Genomic DNA, 14,440 nt, shown 5'->3' with positions numbered 1-14,440 from the left:
CGAAGCTCAAGCGACTTCTGACGCGCGTCCGCACATATTGCTTGTGACCGACCGAGAGGCTAGGCACGCGCAAACAGGAGACGCCGATGTCGGAAGCCAGAATCATCGACGGCAAGGCCTTCGCGGCCAAGCTTCGCGAAGACGTCGCCGCCGAGGTGGCGCGGCTGAAGGCCGAGCACGGCCTGACGCCGGGCCTGGCCGTGGTGCTGGTCGGCGAAGACCCCGCCAGCCAGGTCTATGTGCGCAGCAAGGGCGAGCAGACCCTGGCCGCCGGCATGCATTCCGAGACCCACCGCCTGCCGGCCGAGACCAGCCAGGCCGAGCTGCTGTCGCTGGTCGAACGGCTGAACGACGATCCGGCCATCCACGGCGTGCTGGTGCAGTTCCCCGTTCCCGACCACATGAGCCAGGCGGCCATCGTCGCGGCGATCTCGCCCGACAAGGACGTCGACGGCCTGACCGTGACCAACGCCGGCCGCCTGGCCAGCGGCCTGCCGGCCCTGACCTCGTGCACCCCGGCCGGCTGCATGGTGCTGCTCAAGGACGTGGTCGGCGACCTGTCGGGCAAGCGGGCGGTGGTGATCGGCCGCTCGAACCTGATGGGCAAGCCGATGGCCCAGCTGCTGCTGCAGGCCGACTGCACCGTCACCATCGCCCACTCGCGCTCCAAGGACCTGCCGGGCATCTGCCGCGAGGCCGACATCCTGGTGGCCGCCGTCGGCCGGCCCGAAATGGTCAAGGGCGACTGGATCAAGCCGGGCGCGGTGGTGATCGATGTCGGCATCACCCGCTTCCCGTCGCGCGATCCGGTCGCCGCGGCCGCCGGCAAGACCCGCCTGGTCGGCGACGTGGCCTTCGACGAGGCCAAGGCCGTGGCCGGGGCGATCACCCCGGTGCCGGGCGGCGTGGGCCCGATGACCATCGCCATGCTGCTGGCCAACACCGTCAGCGCGGCCAAGCGCCTGAACGGGGTCGCCGAATAGTGCGGATCCCGGCCGCCCTGGTCCTGGCCGCGGGCCTGGCGGCCTGTTCCCAGCCCGTCCCGCCCGCGCCGACGCCGGCCCAGGCCCTGGCGCTGGCTCCCGCCGATCCCCGGCTGGCGGCGCTGTACGGCGAGTCCTGCAAGGCCTGCCACGCGATCCCCGGCACGGGCGCGCCGCTGGTCCATGACCGCAAGGCCTGGGACCCGCGCTGGAAACAGGGCGAGGCCGTGCTGCTGGACCACGCCGTCCAGGGCTTCCAGGCCATGCCGGCCGGCGGACAATGCGCCGCTTGCACCCCGAACGATTTCAACGCTCTGATACGCTTCATGGCGGGGCGCGAAGATCCCGCTCGATAAGATCGCGGGGGGCGGACGGATGACGATATCGAGACGGGGGGCGCTGCTGGCCGGCGCGGGCCTGGGCGTCGCGGCGGTCGGCGGCGGCTATGCGGTCGCCACCCACGACAAGCCCGAGCCGCCGGCCCCGCCGACCACCGACGCCAAGGGCCATCTGCTGTGGCGCAACTGGTCGGGCGTGCAGCACGCCTATCCCGCCGCCCGCCTGGCCCCCAAGACCGAGGCCGAGGTCGCCCAGGGGCTGAAGACCGCCGTGGCGCCGATCCGCCCGGTGGGGGCCGGCCACTCGTTCACCGCCCTGGCGCCCACCGACGGCACGCTGGTGTCGCTGGACGGGCTGTCGGGGATCATCGCGTGGGAGGGCGACGAGGCGATCGTCGCGGCCGGTACGCGTCTGGGCGCCCTGGGACCAGCCCTGGCCGCCAAGGGCCGGGCCATGGCCAATCTGCCCGACATCAACAAGCAGGCCCTGGCCGGGGCCCTGGCCACCGGCACCCACGGCACGGGCGCGACCCTGAAGGCCCTGCACGGCGACGTCGCCGCCCTGCGCCTGATCACGCCCAAGGGCGAGGTCATCGACTGCGGCGAGCATCGCGACGCCGACGTCTTCCAGGCCGCGAAGGTCTCGCTGGGCGCGCTGGGGGTGATCACCCAGGTCCGGCTGAAGACCACGGCCAACCGCCGGCTGGAGCGCAATGTCTGGCTGGAGCCGTTCGAGGACGCCCTGGCCCAGGCGGAGGCGCGCTGGGCCAAGCACCGCAATTTCGAGTTCTACGCCGTGCCGTTCACGGGCCTGGCCGCCTGCATCAGCCACGACGAGACCGACGCGCCGGCGATCCCGCGCGGCCCGGACCAGGACACCGTCTTCCTCGACGCCCTGAAGGGCCTGCGCAACCTGCTGGGCTTCTCGGCCCCGCTGCGCAAGGCGGCCGCCAGGGCCCTGCTGGGCGGGACCAAGCCGGAAAAGGCGATCGACGAGGGCTGGAAGCTGCTCTCCACCGAACGGCCGGTGCGCTTCAACGAGATGGAGTTCCACCTGCCGGCCGGCGTGCAGCTGAAGGCCCTGGCCGAGATCGTGGCCGTCATCGAGAAGGAGCGGCCCGACGTCTTCTTCCCGATCGAATGCCGCCGCATCGCGCCCGACGACGCCTGGCTGTCGCCTTTTCAAGGCGAACCTCGGGGCTCCATAGCGGTCCACGCCCACTACAAGGACGAGTTCGCCTTCCTCTACACCCTGATCGAGCCGATCTTCCGCCGCTACGGCGGCCGGCCGCACTGGGGCAAGCTGCACAGCGTCTCGGGCGACCAGCTGGCCGGGCTCTATCCGCGCTGGTACGACTTCCTGAAGGTGCGGGCTAAGCTCGATCCGGACGGGCGGATGCTCAACCCGTACCTGAAGGGGCTGTTCGGGGTCTAAGCGGTCAGGCCGTCCGCGCCAGCACCACGTGTCCGCCGCGCTCGGGCGCGGCGCGGCCGGCGCCGGGCCAATAGCGTTCGGCGAGGCCTTTCGGGCCCAGGTCCTCGATCTCGGCGAAGCCCAAGCCCGTCAGTGTCTCGCGCAGGGCCGGGGGTTCGAAATAGCTGAGCCAGGGTTCGCCCAGCGCCGCGACGCGTTCGGCGCGGGCGTGGTGCGCCGCGCGGGCCTCGTCGGACAGGGCGGCGGGCGGGTCGGCGTAGTCGAAGGCGACCTCGGCGCCGCCGGGCAGGCTCCCGATCGCCGCCAGGGTGGCGCGCACCGCCTCGGTCGTCAGATAGGGGACCACGCCCAGCCACATGAAGAAGGTCCGCCGGGTCGGGTCCAGGCCCGCCGCCGCCAGGCCGTCCAGCAGGGCCTCGCGCTCGAAGTCGACGGGGGCGTGGACGACGTCGTCGGGGACGGCGATGCCGGCCTCGTCCAGGCGGCGCCGCTTCCAGGCCTGGGTGGCGGGGTGGTCGACCTCGAACACCCGCAGCCGGTCGGCCAGCGGATTGCGGTAGGCGAAGGTGTCCAGCCCCGCGCCCAGCACCACCAACTGGCGGACGTCGCGCTGTTCGACGCCGGCCGCCAGGGCGCTTTCGGCCAGGTGGGCGCGGGCGGCGATGAACACTCGCATCCCCCGCCGCTCGGGATGGGCCAGGGCGTCCTTCGCCACGCTTTCGGCGTCCTGGCCCAGGATGCGCAGGGCCAGCGGATCGCTGAAGATCAGGCCGCGCTCCAGCACCTGATGGGCGGCGCGGTGCGTGGCCGCCATCCAGGCCGTGCGGCTGGGTTCCTGTTCGAGCATGTGATCCCCTGCGTGGTCGAGGTCGGGAGATAGGGCGGGGACCGCGCATGCAAAAGGCCGCGGCGCGGACCGGGGCCTTTGGAAAGGTCTAGTTTGGGAAGGTGATCAGCCGGCCAGGTATTCGGCGACCTTGGCTTCCAGCTCGGCGGCCAGCACCTTGCCCACGGGGTGGGTGTCGACCTTGATGTCGTCGCGCACGCAGGCCTTGATGGCGTCGATGTGGGCGTCGACCAGGAACATCGGCGCGCTCAGGCGGGTCTCGGGGTCGTCGATCAGCCGGCACAGCGAGGCGGCCAGGCGGGTGATCAGCGGGAATTCGTAGGTGGCGCCCAGGCCCTTCAGGTCGTGGGCGCGCAGATAGAGGGTCTCGACCGTCTCGGCGGTCAGGCCCTGGGCGCGGACTTCCTGGCGGGCCGCTTCCAGCTTGACGATCTCGTCGTTGAGCCACTGGGCGAAGTTGCCCGACAGGCTTTTCAGCGCGGCTTCGGCCTTGGCGATGGCCGCCATATCGATCCCGCCACGACCGCCAACCTTGAGCTTGAGCATGTTCGGCACCTGAATCACTTCCGCGGCGGACTTGTTGGTCACGGACGCTTCCCCCTGGGCATTGGTCTGAAATGTAGGATCAAGGCGTTAACATTAGATGAGACGCCCATTTCTACCCTGACCAAAGGGCGGGGAGCGCCCTGACCAATAAGTCCAACGTTGTCAGGCCGAGAACTGCTCTGTCAGGACCCGCTCCTCGAGGCTTCGACCGGCGTCGAAGAGCATGGAGAGGCTGGCGCTGCTGTCCTCGGCGATGTGGACCTCGACGACGTCGCGGACCTCGAAGTTATCGGCCACGGCGCTGACGGGTCTCTTATCGCATTCCAGGATCTCGAACGTCACCCTGGCCGACTGCGGCAAAAGCGCGCCGCGCCAGCGCCGGGGGCGGAAGGCGCTGATCGGGGTGAGGGCCAGCACCTGCGCGCCGATCGGGATGATCGGGCCGTGGGCCGACAGGTTGTAGGCGGTGGAGCCGGCCGGGGTGGCCAGCAGGGCGCCGTCGCAGACCAGCTCGCCCATCCGCACCTTGCCGTCGATGCTGATCCGCAGCTTGGCGGTCTGGCGGGTCTGGCGCAGCAGCGACACCTCGTTGATGGCCAGGGCCCGGTGCTGCTTGCGGTTGGCGTCGATGGCGACCATGGCCAGCGGGTGGATCACGGCCCGCTCGGCGGCGTTGATCCGCTCCAGCAGGCCGTCCTCGCTGTACTCGTTCATCAGGAAGCCGACCGAGCCGCGGTTCATGCCGTAGATCGGGGTCTGGCGCTGCAGGGTCTCGTGCAGGGTCTCCAGCATGAAGCCGTCGCCGCCCAGGGCCACGATCACCTGGGCGTTCTCGTCGCCGACGTCGCCGTAGCGCGCGATCAGCCGCTCGCGCGCCTCCTGCGCCTCGGGGCGGTCGCTAGCCTTGAAGGTCAGGCGAGTCACGAAGGGCAGGGGCTGGAACATTGCGCCAAGTGGCTGGATCGGCGGCGGGTTGTCAAACCGGTGCTGGGCCTCAGTCGCGCAGCAGGTCCTGTTCGTCGGTGAAGGTCCCCGAGAACCATGCGGCGAGCGCCCATCGCGTCGCGACGCAGGCGATCGACGAGACGATCAGCGTCGCGACCAGGGCGGAACGGATGGTCGGGTCGAAATGTCGTCCGCCCGCCAGGTCGAAGACCAGCAGCGCGCCGGCGATCAGGGCCAGGGCCAAGGTCGTCCACAGGCAGCGGACGGCGTGGACCCGTCCCCGATTGGAAGAGAAGCCGCTCATCGGTCCCTGGGGTCTCAGGCCGCGCTGACGGCCTGGCGGAAGGCCATGGCCGCGATGTCGGGCGCGAAGGGGCCGAAGGCGCCGCTGGCCTTGCGGGCGGCTTCGGGACCGCCGCCGGGGCGGCCGCCGTTCAGTTCGCGCACATGGGCCAGGATGGTCGGGAAGACGCTGCGGTCGATGCCGACGGCCGAGCAGGCCAGGGCCAGCAGTTCGGGGCGGTTGCTGTCGATCGCGCGGCGGACCTGGCGCACGTCGAAGCGGCCCAGGCGGGCCAGGGCGAACAGGAACAGCGGCAGGCGGCGCTCGCGCAGCACCCGCAGCAGGTAGCCGGGCCGCAGCTGGCCGGCGGCGTCCAGCTTCTCGACCAGGGCCGCCTCCATCTCCTCGCGGTCCTCGGCCTGCTCGACGGTCGGCTTGTCCACCAGCGGCGCCCCGGCGTGGGCGGCGCGCAGCGAGGCTTCGACGGCCAGGGCCATCTTGTCGGGATCCAGCTGGAAGCGGCTGATCAGGCTGTCGCGCAGGGCGCGGCCCACCCACAGGTACAGCTGCTCGGCCAGGTCGCTGGACAGGTTCGGATGCCGGGCCAGGGGCGAGCGCAGGGCGACCACGTCGCGCGCCTTGTCGACCAGTCGGCGCAGGCCCTCGGGCGAGATCTGGGCGGTCGGATTGCTGGCCAGGGCGGTCAGCACGGCCGACTCGTCCTTGGCCAGGATGGCGTCGACCACGGCCGGCGACAGCTGGGGCCGGCGGGCGATCTCGATCTGGTGCTCCAGGGTGGCCTGGACCAGCAGGCGGATCAGGTCGTGGTCCTGCAGGATCGGGCTGCGGGCGATGATCGGCCGGGCGATCTCGATCTCGTCGAGCGCCAGGATGTTGATCAGGGCCGGCGGGGCCCAGGTGGCGTCGGCCAGGCTCTGGGCCAGGCGGGCGCGGATGTCGCGCTCGGCCTCGACCACCAGGGTCATGAAGATCGAATCGAGGAGGATCTGGACCTCGGGCGCGGTCGGCTGGCCGCGCGCCTGGCCCGCGTCGCACATCTCCACGATGCCGGCGAGCAGGCGCTCGCGATCGGCCGGCTCGCGGCTGCGGGCCAGGGACAGGAGCTGCGCGGTCTGGGCGGCCTGGCTCAACCAGCCTCCTCGAAATCCAAGCTTAACCAAGACGGACCTTGGCGGCGTCAGATGAAAACATGCTTAAACAGGTGAATCCACGCAGGGCGATGACAAGCGTCGCGATGCCGCAGGACAAGACCGTCGGAAGCACGGCGAGGGAGACGAAAGACGCATGGGCCAACCTCTGATCCTCGCGCTCGATCAGGGCACCACTAGCACCCGGGCCATCCTGTTCCAGGCCGACGGCAAGCCGGTCTGCGACGCCAGCCGGCCGCTGCGCCAGAGCTATCCCCGCGACGGCTGGGTCGAGCACGACGCCGAGGAGATCTACGCCGCCTGCGTGGGCGTGCTGCGCGACACGGTCGAGAAGTGCGACCGCGACGCCGCCGACATCGCCGCCCTGGGGATCACCAACCAACGCGAGACGGTGGTGGTGTGGGACAAGGCCACCGGCCGCCCGATCCATCCGGCCGTCGTCTGGCAGGACCGCCGCACGGCGGATGTCTGCGACCGCCTGCGCGACGCGGGTCACGAACCCGCCGTCACCGCCGCCACGGGCCTGCTGCTGGATCCCTATTTCTCGGGCACCAAGATCGCCTGGATCCTGGACAAGGTGCCCGGCGCGCGGGCCCGGGCCGAGGCCGGCCAGCTGCTGTGCGGCACGATCGACACCTGGGTGATCTGGCGGCTGACCGGCAACCGGGTCCACGCCACCGACGCCACCAACGCCTCGCGCACCCTGCTGTTCGACATCCAGGCCCAGGCCTGGTCGGACGAGATGCTGGCGCTGCTGAACGTGCCGCGCGCCCTGCTGCCGACCGTGCTGGACTGCGCGGCCGACTATGGCGAGGTGACGGCCGACATCCTGGGCCGGCCGTTGCCGATCCGCGGCGTGGCCGGGGACCAGCAGGCGGCGCTGATGGGGCAGGGCTGCATCCGGCCCGGCGAGATGAAGGTCACCTACGGCACCGGCGGCTTCATGCTGGTCAACACCGGCGAGGATCGTCCGCATTCCGCCTCGCGCCTGCTGACCACCGTGGCGGCCCGGGTGGGCGGCCGCACGACCTACGCCCTGGAAGGCTCGATCTTCGTGGCCGGGGCGGCGATCCAGTGGCTGAACGAGGGCATGGGCGTCACCGGCGGCCCGCGTGGGGCCGAGGCCCTGGCCCGCTCGGCGCGCGACGGCCACGGGGTGGTCGTGGTGCCGGCCTTCACCGGCCTGGGCGCGCCCTGGTGGGACGCCGAGGCGCGCGGCGCGGTGTTCGGCCTGACCCGCGACGCCGGCCTGGCCGAGATCGCCCAGGCCACCTTCGACAGCTGCGTCTTCCAGGGGCGCGACCTGATCGAGGCCATGCGGGCCGACGCGCCCTCGGCCTTCGAGGACGCGGCCCTGCGCATCGACGGCGGCATGGCGAAGAGCGCCTGGTTCAGCCAGCGCCTGGCCGACCTGACCGGCATCCCCGTGCACCGCGCCAGCTACCAGGAGACCACGGCCCTGGGCGCGGCCCTGTTCGCCGGGGTCGGGGCGGGGGTCTACGCCTCGGTCAAGGAGGCGGTCCAGGCGCGTCCCGAGGCGGAGATGCTGACGCCGGGCGTCAGCGTCAACGTCCGCGAGGAGGCCTATGCGCGGTGGCTCGACGCCTTGCCCAGAGTGCGTTCGTGAGTACGAGTTCCCAGATGACCTACCCCATCGTCGGCCGGATCCACCGCCTCTCCCCGAAGCTCGACGCCGTGATCGCGCCGGACGCCCGGATCCAGCAACTGGCCGACGGCTTCGTCTGGTCGGAGGGGCCCGTCTGGGTCCGCGACGGCGGCTACCTGGTGTTCTCGGACGTGCCGGGCAACGTCATGTACCGCTGGAGCGAGACGGACGGCCTGTCCGAGTTCCTCAACCCGTCCGGCTATGACGGCCCGCCCACCGACGCCTTCGCCGAGCCGGGCCAGAACGGCATGGCCCTGGACGCCGCCGGTTTCCTGCTGGCCTGCGACCACGGCAACCGGGCCCTGGCCCGGATCGACCTGAAGACGAAGAAGAAGACCTTCGTGATCGACCGCTGGCAGGGCAAGCGGTTCAACAGCCCCAACGACCTGGCGGTAGCCAAGTCGGGCGCGATCTACTTCACCGATCCGACCTACGGCCTGAAGGGCCGCAACGCCTCGCCGCTGCGCGAGCTGGACTTCAACGGCGTCTATCGCCTGCGTCCCGACGGCGGCCTGGACCTGCTGGACGCCGAGCTGACCTACCCGAACGGGATCGCCCTGTCGCCGGACGAGCGCCGGCTGTACGTCTCGGTCTCCGATCCCGACGGACCTGAGCTGGTGGTCTACGACCTGGGGCCGGACGGCCTGCCGACGGGCAAGGCCGTGTTCTTTGACGCCATGCCGCTGCGGGCCGCCGGCGGCCCGGGCCTGCCGGACGGCATGTGCCTGGACACCGAGGGCCGGCTCTACGCCACGGGACCGGGCGGGGTGCTGGTGCTGACGCCGGAGGCCGAGCTGATCGGCGTGATCGAGACCGGCACGGCCATCGCCAACTGCGCGTTCGGCGAGGACGGCTCGACGCTGTTCCTGGCCTCGAACCACACCCTGGCGCGGGTGCGGCTGAAGACGACGGGTCTGGTCTGGTGAACCGGCTGGGGACAGTCGCATGCGACTGTCCCCATCAGCGGGCTCGGCGCCTAGGGATTGGCGTCCAGATACGCCTTCACCCGGGCGAACAGCTCCTCGAACATCGGCGTGGTCAGCCGGCCGGTGTTCGTGTTCAGCCGCGAGCAGTGATAGCTGTTGAACACCCGATACGGACCCGCCTGGAACTCCGTGCCGTGGCCGGGCAGGCCCGCCGAGGCCTTCAGGCCCAGGGCCTTGAGCAGGTTGCGGCGCGAGACGTCGCCCAGGGTGACGATGGCCTTCAGCTTGGGGAACATCTCCAGTCGCGCCGTCAGGAACGGCCGGCAGTTGTTCTCTTCCGAGGTCTCGGGCTTGTTGCCGGGCGGGGCGCAGCGGACGGCGTTGGTCACCGCCGCCCCGATCAGCTTCAGGGAGTCGTCGGGCCGGGCCTCGAACTTGCCGGTGGCGAAGCCGTACTTGATCAGGGTGTCGTAGAGCAGGGTCCCGGCATAGTCGCCGGTGAACGGCCGGCCGGTGCGGTTGGCGCCCTTGCGGCCGGGGGCCAGGCCCACGACCAGCAGCCGGGCCTCATGGTCGCCGAACGACGGGGCGGGGCCGTTGAACCAGTCGGGATACAGGTCCTGGTTCTCGCGGCGATAGGCCACCAGGCGCGGGCACAGCGGGCAGTCGCGCGGCGGCTCGGCGGGCGAGGGGACGACCTCGCCGGGGATGTTGGAGTGCTGGGCCATGACTAGTCCTCGTCGTCCTGATCACGCTCGGCGCCGCGCGCCGGATCGGTGACGAAGCGGGGCAGGGGGTTCCGGCTGGCCTGCGGCCGGCCGATGATGTTGCCCAGGTCGGCCAGGTCCACGAAGTTGTCGGCCTGGCGGCGCAGGTCGTCGCTGGTCATGGGCGGCTGGCTCTTCATGGTGGAGACCACCGTGACCCGGCGGCCCTTGCGCTGGACGGCCTCGACCAGGGCGCGGAAGTCGCCGTCGCCCGAGAACAGCACCAGGTGGTCGACCGTGGCGGCCATCTCCAGCATGTCGACGGCGATCTCGATGTCCATGTCGCCGCGCCAGCGCTTGCGGCCCTGGCTGTCGGTGAACTCGCGGGCCGGCTTGGTCACCAGGGTGAAGCCGTTGTAGTCCAGCCAGTCGACCAGCGGCCGGATCGGGGAATACTCCTCGTTCTCGGCGATGGCGGTGTAGTAATAGGCGCGCACTAGCACCCCGCGCTTGCGGAACTCGTCCAGCAGCTTGCGGTAGTCGATATCGAAGCCCAGGGCCTTGGCGGCCGAAAAGAAATTGGCCCCGTCGATGAACAGCGCCAGGCGCTCGGTCGGGTAGAAGGTCACGTGATCGGAATTCCTTGAAAAATCAGCTCGATCAAAATGGACTGGACCAGGCGGTGGTGGTCGCCCTGGGCTGCAGCCTGCCTGGATCATACCCGAGTCGCGAGGCCCTGCTGGAAGCGGCCGTCGAGGCCCTGGCGGCCGAGGGGCTGGCGGTGACCGCGCGCTCGTCCTGGTGGACCTCGGCCGCCTGGCCCGACCCGACGGCGCCGGCCTATCTGAACGGCGTGGCGCTGGTCGAGACGGCCCTGACGGCGGACGGGACCCTGGCGGCCCTGCACCGCATCGAGGCCCGCTTCGGCCGCGTCCGCGCCGAGGCCAACGCTCCGCGCACCCTGGACCTGGACCTGATCGCCCACGGCCGGACGGTGCTGGAGGGCGCGGTGGTCGTCCCGCATCCCCGGGCGCACGAGCGGCTGTTCGTGACGGGACCTCTGGCCCAGATCGCGCCGGAGTGGCGGCACCCGGTCAGCCGACGGACGGCGGTGGATTTGACTACGACCGCCTCGGTGGGAACGGACGCGAGACCTGTGTGAGACTTGGGGACACGCGCATGCGCATGTCCCCGGCCGCGGCTCCGACGGGGACATGCACTTGTGCGTGTCCCCAACCGCTTCAGCGACATTGCCAAACTTTAATTCGCCCCCCGGCCAAGGCGGTTCGATAGTCCGCGCCAAATCGTGCTGAGCGCCCTCGCGCCCGCGCCCCCTGGGGACCATCCTTCATGACCTTCACCCGTACGCTGCTCGCCTGCGCCGCCGTCGGCGCGCTGCTGACCTCCGCGCCCGCCTTCGCCGCCGACCTGAAGAGCGGCGTCGACAAGTCGGCCTTCGACACCTCGATCAAGCCGGGCGACGAGTTCTGGACCTACGCCAACGGGACGGCGATCAAGGCCAATCCGATCCCGCCGGACCGCAGCAGCTACGGCGTCGGCGCCATCCTGGTCGAGAAGACCGCCAAGCGCACGGTCGACCTGATCCAGGACGCGGCCAAGGCCGGCGGCAACGCCGACGCCAAGAAGGTGGGCGACTACTACGCCAGCTACATGGACGAGGCGGCCATCGAGAAGGCCGGGCTGGCGCCGATGCAGGCGGGCCTGGCGCGGATCGCGGCGATCAAGACCCGCACCGACCTGGCCAAGGTGCTGGGCGGCAACGTCCGCGCCGACGTCGACGCCCTGAACGCCACCGACTTCTACACCGACAACGTCCTGGGCCTGTGGGCTTCGCCGGCGTTCGACGACACCAGCAAGTACGCGCCGTTCCTGCTGCAGGGCGGCCTGGGCATGCCCGACCGCGAATACTACCTGTCGGACAAGGACGCGATGAAGACCGTCCGGGCCAAGTATCAGGCCCACATCGCCAAGGTCCTGGCCCTGGGCGGCGTCGCCGACGCCGAGGCCAAGGCCGCCCGGATCATGGCGCTGGAGACCAAGCTGGCCCAGGCCTCGGGCAGCCGCGCCGACAGCGCCGACGTCCAGAAGGCCAACAACAGCTGGACCCAGGCCGACTTCGCGACCAAGGCCCCGGGGCTGGACTGGAAGACCTTCTTCACCGCCGCCGGCCTGGGCGACCAGCCGCGCTTCATCGTCTGGCATCCGACCATGGTGGTCGGCCTCGGGCAGGCCGCCGCCGGCGAGAGCGTCGACACCTGGAAGGACTACCTGGCCTTCCACTACCTGGACCACTATTCGAACCTGCTGCCCGAGGCGTTCGTGGACGAGCGCTTCGCCTTCTACGGCAACGCGCTGTCGGGCACGCCGCAGCTGGCGGCGCGCTGGAAGCGCGGGGTCAACTCGACCAACGCCGTGCTCGGCGAGGTGGTCGGCAAACTCTATGTCGAGCAGTACTTCCCGGCCCAGTCCAAGGCCGAGGTCGCGTCGATGGTCGACAACATCAAGGCCTCGTTCGTGCGTCGCATCGACGGGCTGGACTGGATGGACCCGGCGACCAAGGCCGAGGCCCGCCGCAAGGTCGAGGTGTTGAAGGTCGGCGTCGGCTATCCCGACAAATGGCGCGACTATTCGGCCCTGGAGATCGTGCGCGGCGACCCGGTCGGCAACGTCCAGCGCTCGGAGAAGTTCGAGACCGCCTACTGGATCGGCCAGCTGGGCAAGCCGGTCGATCGCGGCCAGTGGGTGATGACGCCCCAGACCGTCAACGCCGTGAACCTGCCGATGCTGAACGGCCTGAACTTCCCGGCCGCCATCCTGCAGTCGCCGTATTTCGACGCCGAGTTCGATCCGGCGGCCAACTACGGCGGCACCGGAGCCACGATCGGCCACGAGGTCAGCCACAGCTTCGACGACCAGGGCGCCCAGTTCGACAGCCAGGGACGCCTGCGCAACTGGTGGACGCCCAGCGACTACGACCACTTCCAGAAGGCCGGAACGGCCCTGGCCGACCAGTTCGACGGCTACAAGCCGTTCCCCGACCTGGCCGTGAACGGCAAGCAGACGCTGAGCGAGAACATCGCCGACGTCGCCGGCCTGGCCGCGGCCCTGGACGCCTACCACGCCTCGCTGGGCGGCAAGCCGGCCCCGGTGATCGACGGCCTGACCGGCGACCAGCGGTTCTTCCTGGCCTTCGCCCAGAGCTGGCGCGGCTATGACCGGCCCGAGGCCCTGCGCCAGCAGCTGGTCACCGACGGCCACGCCCCCGACCAGTACCGCGCCGACACGGTCCGCAACCTCGACGCCTGGTACGCCGCCTTCGACATCAAGCCGGGCGACGCCCTGTACCTGCCGCCAGAAAAGCGCGTGAAGGTCTGGTAGGGCAGGTCCTTCAAGTCCCGGGCCTCGCGCCCGGGACGCTCTTGCCCGAGAACCGCCGATGGCCCCGATCAAGGTTGATCCCGCCCACGTCCGCGAATTCGTCGACGCCGACGCCTTCCATGACTGGCTGTCGCGTCACCACGACAAGGAGGACGAGGTGTGGATCAAGATCCACAAGGTGGACTCGGGCCTGCCGTCGATCACCGCCAAGCAGGCGATCGACGTGGTGCTGTGCTGGGGCTGGATTGACGCGGTCCGCAAGGCCTTCGACGACAAGAGCTTCCTCCAGCGCTACACGCCGCGCGGCCGCAAGAGCATCTGGAGCCAGATCAACGTCGACAACGTGGCCCGCCTGGTCGACGAGGGGCGGATGACCCCGCACGGCCTGCGCGAGGTCGAGGCGGCCAAGGCCGACGGCCGCTGGGACCGCGCCTACGCCGCCGGCAAGGACATGAAGATCCCCGACGATCTCCAGGCCGCCATCGACGCCAGTCCGAAGGCCAAGGCGATGCTGGCCAAGCTGTCGGCGCAGAACCGCTTCGCCCTGGCCTTCCGCACCCACAACATGAAGACCGAGGCCGGCCGCAGGAAGAAGATCGAGACCTTCGTCGCCATGCTGGAGCGCGGCGAGACGATCCATCCGCAGAAGAACCGTTAGGGCGGGGCGCCTCCGCGCCGTTCCGCTGGACTTCTCCCGACGAACACGGCATAAGCGCCCCCTCGCGAAAGCCGGGACTCTACCGATGCGGCGTTGTGTAACGCCGCCCGAGACCCTATTTTGCGATAACCAAGGCTCATAGCCCGAGGAATTCATGGCCCGCGTCACCGTCGAAGATTGCGTCGAGAAGGTCCCGAACCGCTTCGCTCTGGTCCTGCTGTCCGCCCACCGGGCGCGCGGCATCTCGGCCGGCGCCTCGCTGCTCGTCGATCGCGACAACGACAAGAACCCCGTCGTCGCCCTGCGCGAGATCGCCGACGACGTGGTCGATCACGAGGGCCTCAAGGAACAGCTGATCACCACGCTGCAACGCGTCGATGAGCACACCGAAGCCGAGGAAGAGGCCGAAACCCTCGCCCTGCTGGCCGATCCCACCCACATGCAGATGAGCGAACTCGAACTCGTTCGCGCCCTGCAGAGCGACCGCGACGGCGGTCAGGAGGAGCGGTACTGAGCCCCGACGGCGCAGACCCTCTGA

The 14,440-nt window shown here is 70.4% G+C and carries 16 protein-coding genes; 9 read left to right on the top strand and 7 right to left on the bottom strand.

What is annotated here, in order from left to right:
- Positions 1-86 precede the first annotated feature (86 nt).
- The 3 genes from folD to WAE60_RS15570 are packed head-to-tail and all read left to right on the top strand — an operon-like array spanning position 87 to position 2,756.
- On the top strand, positions 87-983 hold the full coding sequence (folD, locus tag WAE60_RS15580) for a bifunctional methylenetetrahydrofolate dehydrogenase/methenyltetrahydrofolate cyclohydrolase FolD (protein ID WP_029912449.1): 897 nt from the start codon (positions 87-89) through the stop codon (positions 981-983).
- Entirely contained in the window at positions 983-1,339 is a 357-nt protein-coding gene (locus WAE60_RS15575) for a c-type cytochrome (protein WP_029912452.1), read from the top strand. Before folD ends, WAE60_RS15575 begins: the two co-directional genes overlap by 1 nt.
- Before the next feature lie 19 nt (positions 1,340-1,358).
- Positions 1,359-2,756, top strand: a complete 1,398-nt coding sequence (locus WAE60_RS15570; protein ID WP_337687463.1) for a D-arabinono-1,4-lactone oxidase — start codon at positions 1,359-1,361, stop codon at positions 2,754-2,756.
- A 4-nt stretch (positions 2,757-2,760) separates the two neighbouring features.
- Here WAE60_RS15570 and WAE60_RS15565 read toward each other — a convergent pair whose 3' ends face one another.
- The 5 genes from WAE60_RS15565 to WAE60_RS15545 all read right to left on the bottom strand — a co-directional run bounded on the left by WAE60_RS15565 (position 2,761) and on the right by WAE60_RS15545 (position 6,498).
- On the bottom strand, positions 2,761-3,603 hold the full coding sequence (locus tag WAE60_RS15565; protein WP_337687462.1) for an SAM-dependent methyltransferase: 843 nt from the start codon (positions 3,601-3,603) through the stop codon (positions 2,761-2,763).
- A 105-nt stretch (positions 3,604-3,708) separates the two neighbouring features.
- Positions 3,709-4,191, bottom strand: coding sequence for a hypothetical protein (locus WAE60_RS15560; RefSeq protein ID WP_029912462.1), 483 nt, complete (start codon positions 4,189-4,191; stop codon positions 3,709-3,711).
- 120 nt (positions 4,192-4,311) lie between these two features.
- Positions 4,312-5,094, bottom strand: a complete 783-nt coding sequence (locus WAE60_RS15555; RefSeq protein ID WP_029912465.1) for an NAD kinase — start codon at positions 5,092-5,094, stop codon at positions 4,312-4,314.
- Between the two features lie 49 nt (positions 5,095-5,143).
- Complete coding sequence (locus WAE60_RS15550) at positions 5,144-5,398, bottom strand: hypothetical protein (RefSeq protein WP_337687461.1); 255 nt, start codon at positions 5,396-5,398, stop codon at positions 5,144-5,146.
- Between the two features lie 14 nt (positions 5,399-5,412).
- The gene (locus WAE60_RS15545) at positions 5,413-6,498 is read right to left on the bottom strand and encodes a DUF2336 domain-containing protein (protein WP_035018468.1); all 1,086 of its coding nucleotides are present in this window, start codon (positions 6,496-6,498) and stop codon (positions 5,413-5,415) included.
- A gap of 184 nt (positions 6,499-6,682) precedes the next feature.
- Between WAE60_RS15545 and glpK the strand changes: the two genes are divergently transcribed.
- Both glpK and WAE60_RS15535 read left to right on the top strand, forming a co-directional pair.
- Positions 6,683-8,173 (top strand): glycerol kinase GlpK, encoded by a 1,491-nt coding sequence (gene glpK, locus WAE60_RS15540; RefSeq protein WP_337687460.1) that lies wholly within the window; start codon positions 6,683-6,685, stop codon positions 8,171-8,173.
- A 14-nt stretch (positions 8,174-8,187) separates the two neighbouring features.
- Complete coding sequence (locus WAE60_RS15535) at positions 8,188-9,138, top strand: SMP-30/gluconolactonase/LRE family protein (RefSeq protein ID WP_337687459.1); 951 nt, start codon at positions 8,188-8,190, stop codon at positions 9,136-9,138.
- A gap of 50 nt (positions 9,139-9,188) precedes the next feature.
- Here WAE60_RS15535 and WAE60_RS15530 read toward each other — a convergent pair whose 3' ends face one another.
- Entirely contained in the window at positions 9,189-9,866 is a 678-nt protein-coding gene (locus WAE60_RS15530) for a uracil-DNA glycosylase (RefSeq protein WP_029912481.1), read from the bottom strand.
- Between the two features lie 2 nt (positions 9,867-9,868).
- Entirely contained in the window at positions 9,869-10,474 is a 606-nt protein-coding gene (locus tag WAE60_RS15525) for an NYN domain-containing protein (RefSeq protein WP_337687458.1), read from the bottom strand.
- 14 nt (positions 10,475-10,488) lie between these two features.
- Here WAE60_RS15525 and folK point away from each other — a divergent pair, with 14 nt between their 5' ends.
- The 4 genes from folK (at position 10,489) to rpoZ (ending at position 14,416) form a co-directional block, all read left to right on the top strand.
- On the top strand, positions 10,489-11,007 hold the full coding sequence (folK, locus tag WAE60_RS15520; protein WP_051695624.1) for a 2-amino-4-hydroxy-6-hydroxymethyldihydropteridine diphosphokinase: 519 nt from the start codon (positions 10,489-10,491) through the stop codon (positions 11,005-11,007).
- 188 nt (positions 11,008-11,195) lie between these two features.
- On the top strand, positions 11,196-13,244 hold the full coding sequence (locus WAE60_RS15515) for a M13 family metallopeptidase (RefSeq protein ID WP_029912490.1): 2,049 nt from the start codon (positions 11,196-11,198) through the stop codon (positions 13,242-13,244).
- 58 nt (positions 13,245-13,302) lie between these two features.
- Positions 13,303-13,902, top strand: coding sequence for a YdeI/OmpD-associated family protein (locus WAE60_RS15510; protein WP_029912493.1), 600 nt, complete (start codon positions 13,303-13,305; stop codon positions 13,900-13,902).
- Between the two features lie 154 nt (positions 13,903-14,056).
- Complete coding sequence (gene rpoZ, locus WAE60_RS15505) at positions 14,057-14,416, top strand: DNA-directed RNA polymerase subunit omega (protein ID WP_007671240.1); 360 nt, start codon at positions 14,057-14,059, stop codon at positions 14,414-14,416.
- The last annotated feature ends 24 nt before the right edge of the window (positions 14,417-14,440 follow it).

Origin of the sequence: Caulobacter sp. CCG-8 (assembly GCF_037402475.1) — a bacterium.
GTDB lineage: Bacteria > Pseudomonadota > Alphaproteobacteria > Caulobacterales > Caulobacteraceae > Caulobacter.
The sequence above is the reverse complement of the archived record's forward strand: the minus strand, read 5'-3'. Positions and strand labels throughout refer to the sequence as shown.